A 16,594-nucleotide genomic window follows, 5' to 3' on the forward strand; every position below is an offset into this window, starting at 1 on the left:
CCGTGGAGGGGGACCGTGTCCGAGCCCCGGTGGCACGCGCTGGCCCCGCTGTCTGCCGTGCTGGTCACGGCCCTGGTGGGTGCCCGTGACCTCCGCAGCACCCCGCTGGCCGACGACGGCGCGCTCACCGCGCCGGCCTGGTCCTGGCTGCAGGGGGGCCCGGCCCCCGCGCCCCTGACCCCCGAGGGCCTGGGGACCCTGCACACCGCCGCGTGGGCCACCGTCACCCGGGCGTTCGACCGCTACGACGGGCTCGCCGCTGCCGGCCGCGAGCTGCTGTGGACCACCCTGGTGGTCTCGGCGCTGCTGCTGTGGCGGGTCGCCCGCCGGACCGGACTGGGCAACGGCGCCGCCACGGTCGCCGTGCTGTCGTTCGGTGCGGTGCCCGGGCTGGTCGTGCTGCACGCGGTCAGCACCCCGGCCGCGCTGGCCGTGCCCTGGCTGCTGCTGGCCGCGCTGCTCGCCCGGACCCGGCACGTCCTGACCCGGGTGGCCGCCGCACCCGCCGTCGTCCCCGCCGTGCTGCTCGCGCCGGACGTCGCCCTGCTGGTGGTGGCCGGACTGGCGGGCGCACTGGCCGCGGACCGGGTCGCCCGCGGCTGGTCGGGCACCGCCCGGCTCGTGATCGCCGGCCTGCTCGCCCCCGTCTTCGTGGGCCTGGTGCTCCTGCTGCCCCGCTGGGACCCCCAGCCCGACGTGAGCGCGCCGTGGGCCGCCGGGGAGACCCGGTCGGTCCTGCTCACAGCCGCCCTGCTCGCCGCCGGGGCGCTGGCGGCCTGGGTGCTCCCCCGCTGGCGTCCCCCGGCAGCCGCCCTCGCCGTCACGACGCTGGCCGCCGTCGCGCCCCCCGGCCGGTTCTCCGCCCTCGTCGTCTGCCTGCCCGTCGGTGCCCTGCTCCTCGGCGCTCTGGTCCAGTGGTCGGCCGCGCGACCCGGCCTGGCCCGGGTGCGACCGGCCGCTGCCGCACTCGGTGCGGTCGGCCTGGTCGCGGCACTCGTCCTGGCCGCGGTGGCCCTCCCCCGCGCCCCGGTCGACGACTTCGGCGCGGCCGACCGGGCCGACCTCGTGGACTGGCTGGCCGAGCAGGTGCCGGCGGGCACCCCGGTGGCCGCCACCGGCCTGCTGGCCCGCGACCTCGCCCGGGACGGCGTCCCGGTGGGTCCCGGCGGGCTGGTGGTGACCCGCGGCGGGACCGACGCCGAGGTGCTCGCGCGGTTCGGCTCGGACCCGGCCACCGCACTCGTCGTCGTCGACCCCCGGACGGTCCCGCCGACCGCCGAGCAGGCCGAGTCCCGCCGGCAGCTCTCGGCCGCCCTGCTGACCAACCCCACCACCGCCGACGCCGGGCAGGCCACCGGCGTCCTGCTCTCCGGGGACGTCGACCCCCGGCTGCTGACCCTGCTCGCCGGGATCGCGGCCCGGTACGGCGTCGGGTTGTCGGCCCTGCCCACGGTGCCCGGCGAGGTGGCGCCCACGATCCGCGAGGCCGTGGTGGACAGCGTGGGCGGCGTGCGGCTCGCCGACGACCCCGCACTGGCCGACGTGGTCCGCGCGTGGCTCGACGCGCAGCTCGCGCCGTACGCCCCCGACCGGGTCGAAGCCGTCCCCGGTGGGCTGCTGATCGGCTACGACCACCTGCCCGACCCCGACCGGGTGGTCAGCGGCGCCTCCGGGTGAGCGCACCCGCCCGGTGCCCGGCATCATGGTGACGGACCGGTCACGGTCCGCCCCCGTCGCCCCGCACCACGAGGAGAGCACTGTGCCGTCCCGGCTGACCCGAGGTCTCTCCGTCCTGCTCCTCGCCGGGCTCCTCGCCCTGGTCGGTGGCACCTCGGCGGCGAGCGCGGCCGACGGCGGGATGCTCCGCCTGGCACACCTGTCCCCCGACACCCCCTCCGTCGACGTCTACGTCGACTCGGTGAGCACGCCGGACACCGGCATCGTGCTGGCCGGGGTCTCCTACGGCGCGGTCTCGGGCTACCAGTCGGTCCCGGCCGGCACCTACACGGTGTCCATGCGGGCCGCCGGTGCCGCGGCGACCTCGGCCCCGGTGCTGTCCACCACCGTCACCGTCGACTCCGGCACCGCCTGGACCGTCGCGGGCGTCGGCACCTTCGCCGACCTCGGCCTGGCCGTCATCTCCGACGACCTGACGCTCCCCGCCGCCGGCGACGCCCGGGCGCGGGTCATCAACGCCGCCCAGACCCTCAGCCCGGCGACCGTCACGCTGGCCGACGGCGCCGACGTCGCGGCCGGGCTGGCCTTCCCCGACCAGAGCTCCTACGTCACCGTCCCCGGCGGCCAGACCACCCTGCAGGTGAGCGGTGGCTCCAGCGCCACGACCGACCTCCCCGTCGAGCTCGCCGACGGCTCCACCTACACGGTCCTGCTGCTGGACACCGGTTCCGGTGTCGAGGTGCAGACCGTGCTGGACGCCGCCTCCCCGGGCGTCGTCCCGACCGGCGGCGTCGAGGCCGGCGGCGGTGGCGCTGCCGGCAGCCTGCTCCCGGTGGGCTTCGGGGCCGTCGCCGCGGTGGCCCTGGTCGGGCTGCTGGCCACCGCCGGCCGTCGGCTGCCGCACCGGCACGCCGGTGCCGCCCGGCACGCGGCCTGACCCCCTCCTCCGACAGCGCGACCGCGCCGTGCCCACGCACGCCGTCCACCGGCACCGCCGTCGCCGCCCGGGGCTGAACGCCCTGCGGCTGGCTCTGGCGGTCCTCGCCGTCACCGCCGGGGTCGTCGCCCTCACCGCGCCGGGGGCCTCCCCCACCGTGGCCGGTTCGCCACCCGCACCGGAGATCCGGGCCGCCGCCGGGACCACCGGTGCGGCGCCCGCGCCGGTGTCGGTGTCGGTGCCCTCGGTGGGACTCGCCAGCAGCCTGGTGGACATCGGCGTGGACGACGCCGGCGCCCTGGTGCCCCCGGCGGACTACCAGCAGGCCGGCTGGTTCGACGCCGGTCCGGCCCCGGGCCAGGTCGGCCCGGCCGTGCTCGCCGGCCACGTGGACTCCCGCAGCGGACCCGCGGTCTTCTACCGACTCGAGGAGATCGAGGTCGGCGCCCAGGTGCTCGTCGGACGTGCGGACGGCAGCACCGTGACCTTCGAGGTCACCCGGGTCGCGGAGTACCCCAAGACCGAGTTCGCGACCGCCGAGGTCTACGGGCCGACCGTCGACGCCCAGCTGCGGCTCATCACCTGCGGCGGGGAGTTCGACCGCTCCCGCCGCAGCTACACCGACAACGTGGTGGTCTTCGCCCGCCAGGTCTAGTGCCGGCGGTCCCGCGAACGCCAGCAGACGGTGTGCCAGTGCCGGCGCCAGTCCACCGAGGACTCGGTGTCCCAGGGGTCGAGATCGGAGTCCCGGGCGTAGACCGGCCAGGTGACCACGTGCGGCGTCCCCGGCCGGATCTCCTGGTCGCACCCCGGGCACCGGTAGGTGCGGGTGCTGGCCGCCCCGCTGACCGGGCGCACCACCCAGTCGCCGTCGCCCGCGCTCTCGACCGGCTCGGGCCGGGTGAGCGGTGGTCGGCCGGTCGCGTTCGGCCGCCGCCGTCCCCTGCCCATGTCGGGGACGACGGTACCGGCGTGCGCCTCAGCGGGCCGTGTGGTCAGCGGGAGGTGTGGTCGCGGAAGCCCCGGCCGGTCTTGCGGCCCAGGTAGCCGGCGGTGACCAGGTGCTCCAGCAGCGGGGCGGGGGCGAACCCGGGCTCGCGGAACTCGGTGTAGAGCTCCCGCTCGATGGCCAGCGACACGTCCAGGCCGACGACGTCCAGCAGCTCGAAGGGGCCCATCGGGTAGCCGCAGCCGACCTTCATCGCGGCGTCGATGTCGTCGGCGCTGGCGTAGTGCGCCTGCAGCATCTTCACCGCGTCGTTCAGGTAGGGGAACAGCAGCGCGTTGACGATGAACCCGGCCCGGTCGGTGCAGGAGACGGCGTGCTTGCACAGCTGGGCACAGACCGCGTGCGCGGTGGCCGCGACGTCGGGGGCGGTCGCGATGGTGGAGACCACCTCGACCAGCTTCATCACCGGCGCCGGGTTGAAGAAGTGCAGCCCGACGACGTCACCGGGGCGCTCGCTGGCCTTGGCACACTCGATGACCGGCAGGCTCGAGGTGGTGGTGGCGAGCACCGCCTCGGGCTTGCAGATCTCGCCCAGGGCGGCGAACAGCGTCTGCTTGACCGCCAGCGACTCGACCACGGCCTCCACGACGAGGTCGACGTCGGCCAGGTCGTCCAGCGCGGTGCTGCCGGTGACCCGGCCGAGCACCTCGTCCCGGGTGGCCTCGTCGAGCCGACCGCGGACGACCTGCTTGTCCAGGCTCTTGGCCAGCGCCTTCTGCACCGCCTCGACCTTCTCCGGGGCGCGGGCGACGAACAGGGTCTCGTAGCCGCCCTTGGCGAAGACCTCGATCATGCCGGTGGCCATCGTCCCGGAGCCGACGACGCCGACCCGGCGCACCGGCCGTGCGCCCTCGGCCGAACCCCCGGGGGCGGGGGTGGCCGCGTCGGGCACCACCTCGGCGGAGTCGCGACCGGCGTAGGTGTAGAAGCCGCGCCCGGACTTCCGGCCCAGCAGACCGGCGGTCATCATCTGCTTGATCACCGGCGCCGGGGCGTGCAGCCGGTCCCGGGACTGTCGGTACATCGTGTCGAGGATCTCGTAGGCGGTGTCGATGCCGATCAGGTCCATCAGCGCCAGCGGGCCCATCGGCAGGCCGCAGCCCAGCCGCATGGCCGCGTCGACGTCCTCCCGGCTGGCGTAGCGGCTCTCCAGCATCGAGACGGCGTGGTTGAGGTAGCCGAACAGCAGGGCGTTGGCGATGAAGCCGGCCTTGTCCCCGATGGTCACGTCGGTCTTGCCGAGCCGGGCAGCGAGCGCCTCCACGTCCTCGACCACCGAGGGCTCGGTGACCACCGTCCGGACGATCTCCACCAGCTTCATCACCGGGGCCGGGTTGAAGAAGTGCATCCCGACGACCTTGCTCGGCCGGCCGGTGGCCACCGACAGCTCGGTCACCGACAGGCTCGAGGTGTTCGTGGCCAGGATGGTGTCCGGCGGGCAGATGCCGTCGAGCTCGGCGAAGAGCGCGGTCTTCAGCTCCATCCGCTCGGGCACGGCCTCGACGACGAGCTCGGCGTCGGCCAGGTCGGTCAGGGCGGTGCTGAACCGGACCCGGTCCAGCATCGCGGCCTGGTCGGCGAGGTCGAGCTTGCCCCGCTCCACGGCCTTGTCGGTGGACTGCTGCACGTGGGCCCGACCGCGCTCGAGGGCGGCGTCGTCGATCTCCACGGCGGTGACCTGGAGCCCGGCCCGGGCCAGCACCTCGACGATCCCGGCACCCATGGTGCCCAGTCCGACGACGCCGACCTCGCTGAGTTCTCTGGCCACGGTGCCACTCCCTCGTCACGGCGCGACCTCGTCGTCGCAGCCCGTGCCGCCGGAGTCTGCCAGACCTGGTTACTGGCCGGTAACCACCATGGCGGTGACGGTCACCCGACCCGTCAGAACAGCCGGGCGGACGGGTCGTCGGTGCCCTTCAGGACGGCGTAGTCGACGGTGAGGCAGTCGATCCCCCGGTCGGCGGCCAGCACCCGGGCCTGGGGCTTGATCTCCTGGGCGGCGAACACGCCCTTGACCGGGGCCAGCAGCGGGTCGCGGTTGAGCAGCTCCAGGTAGCGGGTCAGCTGCTCCACGCCGTCGATCTCCCCGCGCCGCTTGATCTCCACCGCGACCACGGCGCCCCCGGCGTCCCGGCACAGCAGGTCGACCGGCCCGATCGCGGTGGGGTACTCCCGGCGCACCAGCGACCAGCCGGCCCCGAAGGTCTCCACGTGCAGGGCGAGCAGCCGCTGCAGCTCGGCCTCCACGCCGTCCTTCTGCAGGCCGGGGTCGGGCCCCAGCTCGTGCTTCACGTCGTGCACCACCGACTCGATGGTGACGATGAGCTGCTCACCGGCCTTGTTGGTCACCGTCCAGGTGCCCGCACCGTCGACCAGCTCGTCCTTCAGGGAGCACGGAGGGCTCATCCAGTTCAGCGGCTTGTAGGCCCGGTCGTCGGCGTGCACCGACACCGACCCGTCGGCCTTGACCAGGAGCAGACGGGTGGCCAGCGGCAGGTGGGCGGTGAGCCGACCGACGTAGTCCACGGAGCACTTCGCGATGACCAGACGCACGGGCGCCGACGCTACCGCGCCGACGCCCGTGCTCCGTACCGGTGACTCAGACCGTGGCGGGCTGCTTCTCCGCGTCGGTCTCGCCCAGCGAGCGGATCGGGTCGACCGTCGAGGTCGAGTCGAAGACCGCCCGGTCGAGGATGCCCTCGCGCTTCGCGACGATCGTGGGCACCAGCGCCTGGCCGGCGACGTTGGTCGCCGTCCGGCCCATGTCGAGGATCGGGTCGACGGCCAGCAGCAGGCCGACCCCGGCCAGCGGCAGGCCCAGGGTGGACAGCGTCAGCGTCAGCATGACGACCGCGCCGGTGACCCCGGCGGTGGCGGCGGAGCCGACGACCGACACCAGGGCGATGAGCAGGTAGTCGGTGATCCCGAGGTCCACGCCGAAGAACTGGGCCACGAAGATCGCGGCCAGCGCCGGGTAGATCGCCGCACAGCCGTCCATCTTCGTCGTCGCGCCCAGCGGGACGGCGAAGGAGGCGTAGCTGCGCGGGACGCCCAGGTTGGCCTCGGTGACCCGCTCGGTCACCGGCAGCGTGCCGATCGAGGAGCGGGAGACGAAGCCGAGCTGGATGGCCGGCCAGGCGCCGGCGTAGAACCGCTTCGGGGAGAGCCCGTGCAGCTTGAGCAGCACCGGGTAGACGACCAGCAGCACGATGGCGAGCCCGGCGTAGACGGCACCGACGAAGACACCGAGGCTGCCCAGGGACTCCCAGCCGTAGCTGGCCACGGCGTTGCCGATCAGGCCCAGGGTGCCCAGCGGGGACAGCAGGATGACCCACCAGAGGACCTTCTGCACGATCGCCAGGGCCGAGCGGGTGAAGGACAGGAACGGCTCGGCGGCCTGACCGACCTTGAGCGCGGCGATGCCGACGGCGACCGAGACGACGATCAGCTGCAGCACGTTGAACGACAGCGACCCGTCGGCGGAGCCCTCCAGGCCCAGGATGTTCGAGGGCACCAGGCCGGTGAGGAAGTCCCACCACGAGCCGGTGCTCGAGGGCTCGGCGGCGGCGGACTCGGCGACCGAGCTGTTGCGGCCGGGCTGGGTCAGCAGGCCCAGCGCGATGCCGATGCCCACCGCGATCAGCGCGGTGATCGCGAACCACAGCAGCGTCTGCCCGGCCAGCCGGGCGGCGTTCCCGACCTGCTTGAGGTTGGCGATGCTGACGATGATCGCGGTGACGATCAGCGGGATCACGATGACCCGCAGCAGCCCGACGAACGTCGAGCCGATGGTGTCCAGCGTCGAGGTCAGCCAGTTCTGGTCGGTGCCGGGGACCAGCTCGCCGTCGACGAACGAGCCGGGCACGGTGCCGATCGAGCGGGCCAGCAGGCCGAGGAGCACGCCGAGGACGAGGGCGATGCCGACCTGGGCCGCGAAGGGCACGCGGCGGAGGCGAGAGAACACGGGTGGGGCCTTTCGGGGAGGGGACGGACGGCGGGGCTGCGCCGTCGTCAACCCTCCGAGGTCACCCGACCGAAGTCGACGACCCTCCGCTTGGTCAGCCACAGGTCACGCACACGGAGTCCAACCACGCGGGCGCCCAGGTCTTCCCGCCCTCAGTCGGTCCACACCGCGGGGCGCTTGCCCAGGAAGGCGGCCATGCCCTCGCGCGCGCCGTCGAGCTGGGACGCCGCGGCCATCACCTCGACGGCCTGGGTGTACGCGTCGCGCTCGGGCCGGTCGAGCTGGGCGTACATGGTCTGCTTGCCCCACGCCTTGGACGCCCGCGAGCCGCGGGTGGCCCGGGCCATCAGGTCGGCCACGGCGTCGTCGAGCTCGTCGTCGGGGACGACGCGGTTCACCAGCCCCCAGTCCAGCGCCGTCCGGGCGTCGATGACGTCCCCGGTCAGCGCGAGCTCCATCGCCCGCTTGCGGCCCACGTTGCGCGCGATCGCGACCATCGGGGTGTGGCAGAACCAGCCGCCCTTCCCGCCCGGGGCGGCGAAGCCGGCGGACTCCGCGACCACCGCCAGGTCGCAGGAGGCGACCAGCTGGGCCCCGGCCGCCGTCGCCAGCGCGTGCACGCGGGCCAGCACCACCTGGGGCACCTCGTGCAGGGTCTGCATGAGCTCGGTGCACAGCACCAGCAGCGAGCGGACGTCGGCCAGCGGCTGGTCGGCCACGTCGGCGAAGTCGTGGCCGGCGCTGAACACCGGCCCCTCGGCGGCGAGCACGATGCCGGTGGCGTCGGAGCCGCCCACCTCGGTGACCGCGGCCAGGAGCTGGGTCAGGTGCTCGCGGGACAACGCGTTGCGCCGGGCCGGCCGGGCCATGGTGATGGTGACGACGTCCTCGTGCCGCTCGACCCGCGGCGCACCCTCGGTGGTCATGTGACCGACCACACCACGCTCCGGAGGCGGTGTCGAGTCCGCCGGCGTGGGCATCCTCGACAGGTGCAGCCCGAACCCGTCACCACCACGACCCCCCGCCCGGTCGAGCGCACCCTGTTCACCCAGGGCTGGCGCGACCTGGCGTTCCTGCACTGGGCGGTCGACCCGGCACTCGTCGCCCCGCACCTGCCGGCCGGCACCGTGCCCGACACCCTGGACGGCGTCACCTACGTCGGGCTCATCCCGTTCCGGATGCGCCGCATCGGGTTCTTCGGCCTGCCCGGGCTGCCGTACCTGGGCTCCTTCGCCGAGACCAACGTGCGGCTCTACTCGGTGGACGAGCGCGGCCGGCGGGGCGTCGTCTTCGCCTCGCTGGAGGCCGACCGGCTGCTGCCGGTGGCCGCCGCGCGCTGGGCCGCGCGGCTGCCCTACGTCTACGCCCGGATGCGGGTGACCCGGGACGGCGACCTGCGGCGCTACACCTCGCTGCGCCGCTGGCCCAGCCCGATGACGGCGCACAGCGCGATCACCGTGCGGGTCGGCGAGGCCATCACCGACCCCGGCCCCGTCGAGCGGTTCCTCACCTCCCGGTGGGGCCTGCACGAGCCGTTCTACGGCCGCACCGCCTACTGGGCCAACGAGCACCCGGAGTGGCCGCTGCACCGCGCCGAGCTGGTCGAGCTCGACGAGTCGCTGACCGCCGCCGCCGGGGTGCCGGTCACCGGCGCCCCGGACAGCGTGCTGTTCTCCCCCGGCGTCGACGTCCGGTTCGGCTGGCTCAGCTCACGCTGAGCTCGTTGGCCTCGCGGACGACGTCGACGATCTGGCCCATGATGTCGGTCATCCCGAAGTCCTTCGGGGTGAAGACGCGGGCCACGCCCTGCTCGCGCAGCACGCGCGCGTCGGCGTCGGGCACGATGCCGCCGACCACCACCGGGACGTCGTCCAGCCCGGCCTCGCGCAGCCCGGCCAGCACGGCGGGGACCACCTGCAGGTGCGAGCCGGAGAGCACCGACAACCCGACGACGTGCACGTCCTCCTCGACCGCGGCCGAGACGATCTGCGCCGGGGTCAGCCGGATCCCCTGGTAGACGACCTCGAATCCGGCGTCCCGGGCCCGGACGGCGATCTGCTCGGCGCCGTTGGAGTGCCCGTCCAACCCGGGCTTGCCGACCAGGAAGCGCAGCCGGCCGCCCAGCTCCTCGCCGGTGGCCCGCACCCGCTCGCGGACGTCGGTCAGCGACACGTCGGCCTCCCCGGTGCTGGCCGCCGACACCCCGGTGGGTGCCCGGTACTCCCCGAAGACCTCGCGCAGCACCCCGGCCCACTCCCCCGTGGTCACCCCGGCGCGGGCGCAGTCCAGCGTCGCGGCCATCAGGTTGGTGTCGGTGCCCGCGGCCTCGCGCAGCGCCTGCAGCGTGGCCCGGGCGCGGTCGTCGTCCCGGTCGGCCTTCCACTGCTCCAGGGCCCGCTGGGCCGACGCCTCGACGGCCGGGTCCACGGTCTGGATCGCGGTGTCCAGGTCGGCGGTCAGCGGGTTGGGCTCGGTGGAGGTGAACCGGTTGACCCCCACCACCACGTCGTCCCCGGACTCCATCCGGCGGCGACGCTCGGCGAGCGAGCCGACCAGCTCGCCCTTCATGTAGCCGGTCTCGACGGCGGCGACGGCGCCGCCCATCTCCTGCACCCGGGCGATCTCGGCGCGGGCGCCCTCGACGAGCTCGGCGACCTTGGCCTCGACCACGACCGAGCCGGTGAACAGGTCCTCGTACTCCAGCAGGTCGGTCTCGAAGGCCAGCACCTGCTGCAGCCGCAGCGACCACTGCTGGTCCCAGGGCCGGGGCAGCCCCAGTGCCTCGTTCCAGGCCGGCAGCTGCACCGCTCGGGCCCGGGCGTCCTTGGACAGCGTGACCGCGAGCATCTCCAGCACGATCCGCTGCACGTTGTTCTCCGGCTGGGCCTCGGTGAGGCCCAGGGAGTTGACCTGCACGCCGTAGCGGAAGCGCCGCTGCTTGGCGTCGGTCACCCCGTACCGCTCGGCCGTCAGCTCGTCCCAGAGCTGGCCGAAGGCGCGCATCTTGCACATCTCCTCGACGAACCGGACCCCGGCGTTGACGAAGAAGGAGATCCGGGCGACCACCTCGCCGAAGCGTTCCTCGGGCACCTGGCCGGAGTCCCGGACGGAGTCCAGCACCGCGATGGCGGTGCTCATCGCGTAGGCGATCTCCTGCACCGGCGTCGCCCCGGCCTCCTGCAGGTGGTAGCTGCAGATGTTCACCGGGTTCCACTTGGGCATCGTGGTGACGGTGTAGGCGACCATGTCGGTGATCAGCCGCATCGACGGCGCCGGCGGGAACACGTAGGTCCCGCGGGAGAGGTACTCCTTCACGATGTCGTTCTGCGTGGTCCCGGTCAGGGCGGCCACGTCGTGCCCGTGCTCCCCGGCGACGGCCTGGTACAGCGCCAGCAGCCACATCGCCGTGGCGTTGATCGTCATCGAGGTGTTCATCTGGTCCAGCGGGATGCCGTCGAACAGCGCCCGCATGTCGCCGATGTGGCTCACCGGCACCCCGACCTTGCCGACCTCGCCCACGGCGAGCTCGTCGTCGGGGTCGTAACCGGTCTGCGTCGGCAGGTCGAAGGCGACCGAGAGACCGGTCTGGCCCTTCTCCAGGTTCCGCCGGTAGAGGGCGTTGGACTCGACGGGTGAGGAGTGACCGGCGTAGGTGCGCATGACCCAGGGGCGGTCGCGGTCCTTCGGCGCTGAAGGGAACGGCATGTCCGCGGATCCTAGGGCTACCGGCCGGTAGCGACCCTGTTGCACACGTCACGCCCAGCTCTCCCCCGGCCCGTGCACCGGTGGCACACTCGGATCGGTCCACTCCCCCGTGGACGACGAGCCCGAGGGAGCACCGCCGTGCCGATCGACGCCGGCAGCCTGCACTACGCCGTGGGACCGGCCATCGCCGGCGTCATGCTGCTGGTGCTGTCGTTCTTCCTGCGCTGGGCGTTCGCCTCGAACACCCCCAAGGCCACGAAGGCGCCCTCCGCCGACGACGGGCTGCTCACCCGGGTGGCCACGCTGAGCAGGCGGGAGTCCGCCCTGGCCCTGCGGGCCGTGCTGTCCGACGCCGGGATCCGGTCGACGGTCCGCTTCCCCGCCCCGCACCGGGCCGACGTCCTGGTCTTCCCCGAGGACGCCGGTCAGGCCCGCGTGCTGGCGAGCTCCTTCACCAACTAGTCGCGGGTGGTCCGCTCGACGGTGGCGCCCAGCCCGCGCAGCTGCTCGACGAAGTCGGGGTAACCGCGGTCCACGTGGTGCACGTCGGCGACCTCGGTGACGCCGTCCGAGCACAACCCGGCCAGCACGAGGCCGGCCCCGGCCCGGATGTCGGTGGCCAGCACCGGGGCGCTGGAGAGCTTCTCCCGGCCGCGGACGACGGCGTGGTGCCCGTCGATGCGGACGTCGGCACCCAGGCGCACCAGCTCGTTGACGAACATGAACCGGCCCTCGAAGACGTTCTCGGTGATCAGCGCCGTCCCGGTGCTGACCGCCGCCAGCGCCACCGCCATCGGCTGCAGGTCGGTCGGGAAGCCGGGGAACGGCAGGGTGACGACGTCGACGCAACGCGGCCGATCGGCCATCGCGACCCGGACCCCGCCCTCGACCTGCTCGACGGTCGCACCCGCGGTGACCAGCTTGTCCAGGGCCACGTGCAGGTGCTCCATGGCGGCGCGCTCGATGACGACGTCGCCCCGGGTCATCACCGCCCCGATCGCCCAGGTGCCGGCCACGATCCGGTCGGGCACGGTCGTGTACTCGACCGGGTGCAGCTCGGTGACGCCCTCGACGGTGATCGTCGAGGACCCCGCACCGGAGATCTGTGCGCCCATCGCGCTGAGCATCGTGCAGAGGTCGACGATCTCGGGCTCGCGGGCGGCGTTGTCGACCACCGTGGTGCCCTCGGCCAGCACCGCGGCCATCACCAGGTTCTCCGTGGCCCCGACCGACGGGAAGTCCAGCCAGATGGAGGTGCCGACCAGCCGGGGGGCGGTGGCGATGAGGTAGCCGTGCTCGCTGACGATCGTGGCGCCCAGCCGTTCGAGGCCGGCCACGTGCATGTCCAGCCCGCGCGAGCCGATCGCGTCACCGCCGGGCAGCGCCACCTTGGCCGTCCCGCAGCGGGCGACCAGTGGACCGAGAACGCTGATCGAGGCACGCATCCGGCGGACCAGGTCGTAGTCGGTCTCGCTGGAGGGCATCTCCGGGACGTCCACGACCACCCGGCCGCCCCCGCCCCCGCGGCCGTCGGTGTACCGCTCGAACGTCACGCCGCAGCCCAGCCGGCGCAGCACCTCGCTCATGATCGCCACGTCGAGGATGTCCGGGACCTCCTCCAGCGTCGTCCGTCCGCTGGCCAACAGCGCCGCCGCCATCAGCTTCAGCGCGCTGTTCTTGGCACCGGTCACCCGGACCCGTCCGCGCAGCGCCGTCCCGCCGGTCACCTGGAAGCACTCCACGCAGAGCACGGTACGTCGGCCCGCTGCAGGGTCCCGCTGCGAGCCTGCGAGGAGTGGGGGGCAGCGGGTCCTGTCACTAGGGTCGGGGCATGACCGTCCGGCTGACCCGCATCTACACGAAGACCGGCGACGCCGGCCAGACCCACCTCGGCGACATGAGCCGGGTGGCCAAGACCGACGTCCGGCTGGCCGCCTACGCCGACGTGGACGAGACCAACGCCGTCATCGGCATCGCACTGGCCGTGGGGGCACCGACACCCGAGCTCACCGAGCTGCTGCGCAGCGTGCAGAACGACCTCTTCGACGTCGGGGCCGACCTGTGCACGCCGATCACGCCGTCGCCGGAGTTCCCGCCGCTGCGGATCACCGCGGCCTACACCGAGCGGCTGGAGGCGGCCTGCGACGAGCACAACGAGGCGTTGCCCAAGCTCAACTCGTTCATCCTGCCCGGCGGCACGGCGCTGGCCGCGTTGCTGCACCAGGCCCGCACGGTGACCCGACGGGCCGAGCGGAGCGTGTGGGCCCTGCTGGAGGCCGACGCCGAGCGCACCAACGAGGAGACGGCGAAGTACCTCAACCGGCTCTCGGACCTGCTGTTCATCCTGTCCCGGGAGGCCAACCCGGGCGGGGACGTGCTGTGGGAGCCCGGCGCGCACAGCGGGGTGCACGCCCAGCGGGCCGCGATGTCCGAGCGACCGACGGACTAGCGCCCGAGCGGGGGCGCCGACTCGATCCAGGAGAGGAAGCCGGTCACGGTCGAGGTGTCCATCGCCAGCTCCTGGGGGCCGGCGCCGGTGCGGCAGATCAGCACCTGGCTGTCCTGCGGCACGGCTCCGTCCTCCGGCGTCGGGCGGCGACGGCCCTCGACGTGGAACTCGGTGCGGCACAGCCGTTGGTTGGGGCGCACCGACAACGACAGGGCCCGGTACCAGAGCAGCTGCTCACCGGAGTACCAGGCCACCCCCACCGACCAGCGGGGTGAACCGACCGGACGCAGCCACATGGTGACCGCGCCGAGGCCGGAGAGCAGGAAGTGCCGGCGGAGCAGGAACGTGGCCACCAGGGCCACGAGCAGGACCCCGGCCAGGACCAGCAGCAGCGTGGTCACGGTCGCGGGGTCCAGGCTCGGCGGGAGGGGCTCAGGCGTCCTGGCCGGCGGCGCGGAGTCGGGACTGGGCCCGGCGCGCGGCGGCGAGGGTCTCCTCGTCGTCCTCGGCAGCCTCCGCGCGGCGCAGCGCCTCGCGGGCCCGCTCCACGTCGATCTCGGTGGAGATCTCCGCGGTCTCGGCGAGGATGGAGACGCCCTTCTCGGTGACCGAGAGGAAGCCGCCGTGCGCGGCGACGACGAGCTCGTCGCCGTCGACCGGCTTGATCCGCACGACGCCGCCGGGAGCCAGCTCACCGAGCAGCGGGGCGTGGCCGGGCAGCACACCGAGCTCGCCCTCGGTGGTGCGGGCGATGACGGTGCTGGCCTCGCCGGACCAGATCTTGCGCTCCACGGCAACGAGCTCGACCTGCAGGGTCGCCACGACACTCCTCGGGGGTCCACCGGACGAACCGGTGCGCTGGTCACCAGACGGCGACGGGTCCCCCACAGCCTAGCGGTGGCCGATGGTCAGTGGCCGCGGCGGTAGAGCAGCGTCCAGCGACCCACCCGCACGAGCGGACGACGGACGATCGAGCTGGGCGCCCACTCCACGCAGTCGAACCGGCGGCCACCGGCGGGCTCGAGCGGTGCGTAGGGCGGCCAGCTCCAGTCCATCGGGTCGTCGACGTCGGCGGACGCGCTGATGGTCGCCGCCGGTGCACCCGGTTCGCTGTCGTTCCCCACGGTCGTTCCTCACCACTGTGCCCGGTCCACCCGGGCTCCTGCTGTCATGTTCGGTCGCACGGGCCCCCGAGACGCATGCGTACCGCATCATCCACCCGGAAGGGTGACACGGACCAGGCGCGCGGGGGTCTGACGGACCGCTGCACTGCGCTCCCGTACGTGCCGACCCTAGCCCCGAGGCGGGGGTCACCCCTCCCCGGCACGCACGACGGCCGGGCCCCCGTGCGGGGACCCGGCCGTCGTGGTGGGTGGTGCCTGAGCCGGTGGCTCAGCCCTTCTTGAGCTTGTCGGCGTTGCGCTCGAGGTCCTCGAGCCCACCGCACATGAAGAAGGCCTGCTCCGGCACGTGGTCGTACTCGCCCTGGGTCAGCGCCTTGAACGCCTGCAGGGTCTCGGTCAGCGGCACGTAGGAGCCCGGCTGCCCGGTGAAGGCCTCGGCCACGAACATGTTCTGGGACAGGAAGCGCTCGATGCGACGGGCCCGGTTCACGGTGACCTTGTCCTCCTCACCGAGCTCGTCGATGCCGAGGATGGCGATGATGTCCTGCAGCTCCTGGTAGCGCTGCAGGATCCGCTTGACCTCCGACGCCGTGTCGTAGTGCTCCTGCCCGACGTACTGGGCGTCGAGGATCCGGCTGGTGGAGTCCAGCGGGTCCACGGCCGGGTAGATGCCCTTCTCCGAGATGGGCCGCGACAGGTTCGTCGTGGCGTCCAGGTGGGCGAACGTGGTGTGCGGCGCCGGGTCGGTGATGTCGTCGGCGGGCACGTAGATCGCCTGCAGCGAGGTGATGGAACGCCCTCGCGTCGAGGTGATCCGCTCCTGCAGCTCGCCCATCTCGTCGGCCAGGGTCGGCTGGTAGCCCACCGCGGAGGGCATGCGGCCCAGCAGCGTGGAGACCTCGGAGCCGGCCTGGGTGAACCGGAAGATGTTGTCGATGAAGAGGAGGACGTCCTGGTCCTTCTCGTCGCGGAAGTACTCCGCCATCGTCAGCGCCGACAGGGCCACGCGCAGACGCGTGCCCGGCGGCTCGTCCATCTGGCCGAAGACCAGGGCGGTGGAGTTGATGACGCCGGACTCGGTCATCTCGGTGATGAGGTCGTTGCCCTCACGGGTGCGCTCGCCGACACCGGCGAACACCGAGACGCCACCGAACTCCTGGGCGACGCGACGGATCATCTCCTGGATGAGGACCGTCTTGCCGACGCCGGCCCCGCCGAACAGGCCGATCTTCCCGCCCTTGATGTAGGGCGTGAGCAGGTCGATGACCTTGATGCCGGTCTCGAGCAGCTCGGTGCGGCCCTCGAGCTGGTCGAACTTGGGCGCGTGCCGGTGGATGGTCCAGCGCTCGCCGTCGTCGCCGTAGCCGGGGGTGTCCATGCACTCGCCCAGGGCGTTCCACACATGGCCGGTGACGGCGTCCCCGACGGGCACCGAGATGGCCGAGCCGGTGTCGCGGACCTCGGCACCGCGGACCAGGCCGTCGGTGGGGGCCATGGAGATGGTGCGGACCACGTTGTCACCCAGGTGCTGGGCGACCTCGAGGGTCAGCGTCTTGCCCAGGTCGGCGAGGGTGACGTCGACCTTGAGGGCGTTGAACAGCTCGGGCATGGCGTCGCGGGGGAACTCGACGTCGACGACCGGGCCGGTGACCCGGACGACGCGGCCGGAGCCGGTGGTCTCGCTCGTGCTCGGACGGTCCTCGGTGAGGGTCATCGTGTCGCTCTCCTG

The 16,594-nt window shown here is 73.3% G+C and carries 17 protein-coding genes; 6 read left to right on the plus strand and 11 right to left on the minus strand.

Annotated features, from left to right (window positions below):
* The first annotated feature begins 15 nt into the window (after positions 1-15).
* From F1C76_03920 to F1C76_03930, 3 genes are read left to right on the plus strand one after another with little or no spacing between them, the layout of a single operon-like run.
* On the plus strand, positions 16-1,677 hold the full coding sequence (locus F1C76_03920) for a hypothetical protein (GenBank protein QNG35853.1): 1,662 nt from the start codon (positions 16-18) through the stop codon (positions 1,675-1,677).
* Positions 1,678-1,690: 13 nt separating this feature from the next.
* The gene (locus F1C76_03925) at positions 1,691-2,614 is read left to right on the plus strand and encodes a DUF4397 domain-containing protein (GenBank protein ID QNG35854.1); all 924 of its coding nucleotides are present in this window, start codon (positions 1,691-1,693) and stop codon (positions 2,612-2,614) included.
* A 28-nt stretch (positions 2,615-2,642) separates the two neighbouring features.
* Positions 2,643-3,269 (plus strand): class F sortase, encoded by a 627-nt coding sequence (locus tag F1C76_03930; GenBank protein QNG35855.1) that lies wholly within the window; start codon positions 2,643-2,645, stop codon positions 3,267-3,269.
* Here the strand turns inward: F1C76_03930 and F1C76_03935 are convergent.
* From F1C76_03935 to F1C76_03955, 5 genes are all read right to left on the minus strand, one after another.
* Positions 3,266-3,565, minus strand: coding sequence for a hypothetical protein (locus tag F1C76_03935; GenBank protein ID QNG35856.1), 300 nt, complete (start codon positions 3,563-3,565; stop codon positions 3,266-3,268). The two genes, F1C76_03930 and F1C76_03935, sit on opposite strands and share 4 nt — an antisense overlap.
* A 44-nt stretch (positions 3,566-3,609) precedes the next feature.
* Positions 3,610-5,391 (minus strand): 3-hydroxyacyl-CoA dehydrogenase family protein, encoded by a 1,782-nt coding sequence (locus F1C76_03940; GenBank protein ID QNG35857.1) that lies wholly within the window; start codon positions 5,389-5,391, stop codon positions 3,610-3,612.
* A gap of 113 nt (positions 5,392-5,504) precedes the next feature.
* Entirely contained in the window at positions 5,505-6,176 is a 672-nt protein-coding gene (gene nucS, locus F1C76_03945; GenBank protein ID QNG35858.1) for an endonuclease NucS, read from the minus strand.
* 46 nt (positions 6,177-6,222) lie between these two features.
* Positions 6,223-7,587, minus strand: coding sequence for a dicarboxylate/amino acid:cation symporter (locus F1C76_03950; GenBank protein ID QNG35859.1), 1,365 nt, complete (start codon positions 7,585-7,587; stop codon positions 6,223-6,225).
* Between the two features lie 152 nt (positions 7,588-7,739).
* A complete protein-coding gene (locus F1C76_03955) occupies positions 7,740-8,513 on the minus strand; it encodes an enoyl-CoA hydratase (GenBank protein ID QNG35860.1) in 774 nt (257 codons plus the stop codon).
* Positions 8,514-8,576: 63 nt separating this feature from the next.
* Between F1C76_03955 and F1C76_03960 the strand changes: the two genes are divergently transcribed.
* The gene (locus F1C76_03960; protein ID QNG35861.1) at positions 8,577-9,305 is read left to right on the plus strand and encodes a DUF2071 domain-containing protein; all 729 of its coding nucleotides are present in this window, start codon (positions 8,577-8,579) and stop codon (positions 9,303-9,305) included.
* Here the strand turns inward: F1C76_03960 and F1C76_03965 are convergent.
* On the minus strand, positions 9,292-11,292 hold the full coding sequence (locus F1C76_03965; GenBank protein QNG35862.1) for a protein meaA: 2,001 nt from the start codon (positions 11,290-11,292) through the stop codon (positions 9,292-9,294). The genes F1C76_03960 and F1C76_03965 overlap by 14 nt on opposite strands.
* A gap of 138 nt (positions 11,293-11,430) precedes the next feature.
* Here F1C76_03965 and F1C76_03970 point away from each other — a divergent pair, with 138 nt between their 5' ends.
* The gene (locus F1C76_03970) at positions 11,431-11,754 is read left to right on the plus strand and encodes a hypothetical protein (protein QNG35863.1); all 324 of its coding nucleotides are present in this window, start codon (positions 11,431-11,433) and stop codon (positions 11,752-11,754) included.
* On the opposite strand, the gene murA is transcribed toward F1C76_03970, so the two are convergent.
* On the minus strand, positions 11,751-13,034 hold the full coding sequence (murA, locus tag F1C76_03975; protein QNG35864.1) for a UDP-N-acetylglucosamine 1-carboxyvinyltransferase: 1,284 nt from the start codon (positions 13,032-13,034) through the stop codon (positions 11,751-11,753). The two genes, F1C76_03970 and murA, sit on opposite strands and share 4 nt — an antisense overlap.
* Before the next feature lie 89 nt (positions 13,035-13,123).
* On the opposite strand from murA, the gene F1C76_03980 reads away from it, so the two are divergent.
* Positions 13,124-13,741 (plus strand): cob(I)yrinic acid a,c-diamide adenosyltransferase, encoded by a 618-nt coding sequence (locus tag F1C76_03980; GenBank protein ID QNG35865.1) that lies wholly within the window; start codon positions 13,124-13,126, stop codon positions 13,739-13,741.
* On the opposite strand, the gene F1C76_03985 is transcribed toward F1C76_03980, so the two are convergent.
* From F1C76_03985 to atpD, 4 genes are all read right to left on the minus strand, one after another.
* Positions 13,738-14,142, minus strand: a complete 405-nt coding sequence (locus F1C76_03985) for a DUF2550 family protein (GenBank protein QNG35866.1) — start codon at positions 14,140-14,142, stop codon at positions 13,738-13,740. The two genes, F1C76_03980 and F1C76_03985, sit on opposite strands and share 4 nt — an antisense overlap.
* 31 nt (positions 14,143-14,173) lie before the next feature.
* Positions 14,174-14,563: a F0F1 ATP synthase subunit epsilon gene (locus F1C76_03990; GenBank protein QNG35867.1), complete on the minus strand. Its 390-nt coding sequence runs from the start codon at positions 14,561-14,563 to the stop codon at positions 14,174-14,176.
* 86 nt (positions 14,564-14,649) lie between these two features.
* Positions 14,650-14,865: a hypothetical protein gene (locus tag F1C76_03995; protein QNG35868.1), complete on the minus strand. Its 216-nt coding sequence runs from the start codon at positions 14,863-14,865 to the stop codon at positions 14,650-14,652.
* A gap of 268 nt (positions 14,866-15,133) precedes the next feature.
* Positions 15,134-16,579 (minus strand): F0F1 ATP synthase subunit beta, encoded by a 1,446-nt coding sequence (gene atpD / locus F1C76_04000; GenBank protein QNG35869.1) that lies wholly within the window; start codon positions 16,577-16,579, stop codon positions 15,134-15,136.
* Positions 16,580-16,594: the final 15 nt, after the last annotated feature.

The sequence above is a fragment of the Geodermatophilaceae bacterium NBWT11 genome, from assembly GCA_014218215.1.
GTDB lineage: Bacteria > Actinomycetota > Actinomycetes > Mycobacteriales > Geodermatophilaceae > Klenkia.

Bases quoted from the DNA above. Each gene is read 5' to 3' on its own strand.
- atpD (QNG35869.1), bottom strand. From the start codon at position 16,579: ATGACCCTCACCGAGGACCGTCCGAGCACGAGCGAGACCACCGGCTCC.
- F1C76_03935 (QNG35856.1), bottom strand. From the start codon at position 3,565: ATGGGCAGGGGACGGCGGCGGCCGAACGCGACCGGCCGACCACCGCTC.
- F1C76_03965 (QNG35862.1), bottom strand. From the start codon at position 11,292: ATGCCGTTCCCTTCAGCGCCGAAGGACCGCGACCGCCCCTGGGTCATG.
- F1C76_03980 (QNG35865.1), top strand. From the start codon at position 13,124: ATGACCGTCCGGCTGACCCGCATCTACACGAAGACCGGCGACGCCGGC.
- F1C76_03955 (QNG35860.1), bottom strand. From the start codon at position 8,513: ATGACCACCGAGGGTGCGCCGCGGGTCGAGCGGCACGAGGACGTCGTC.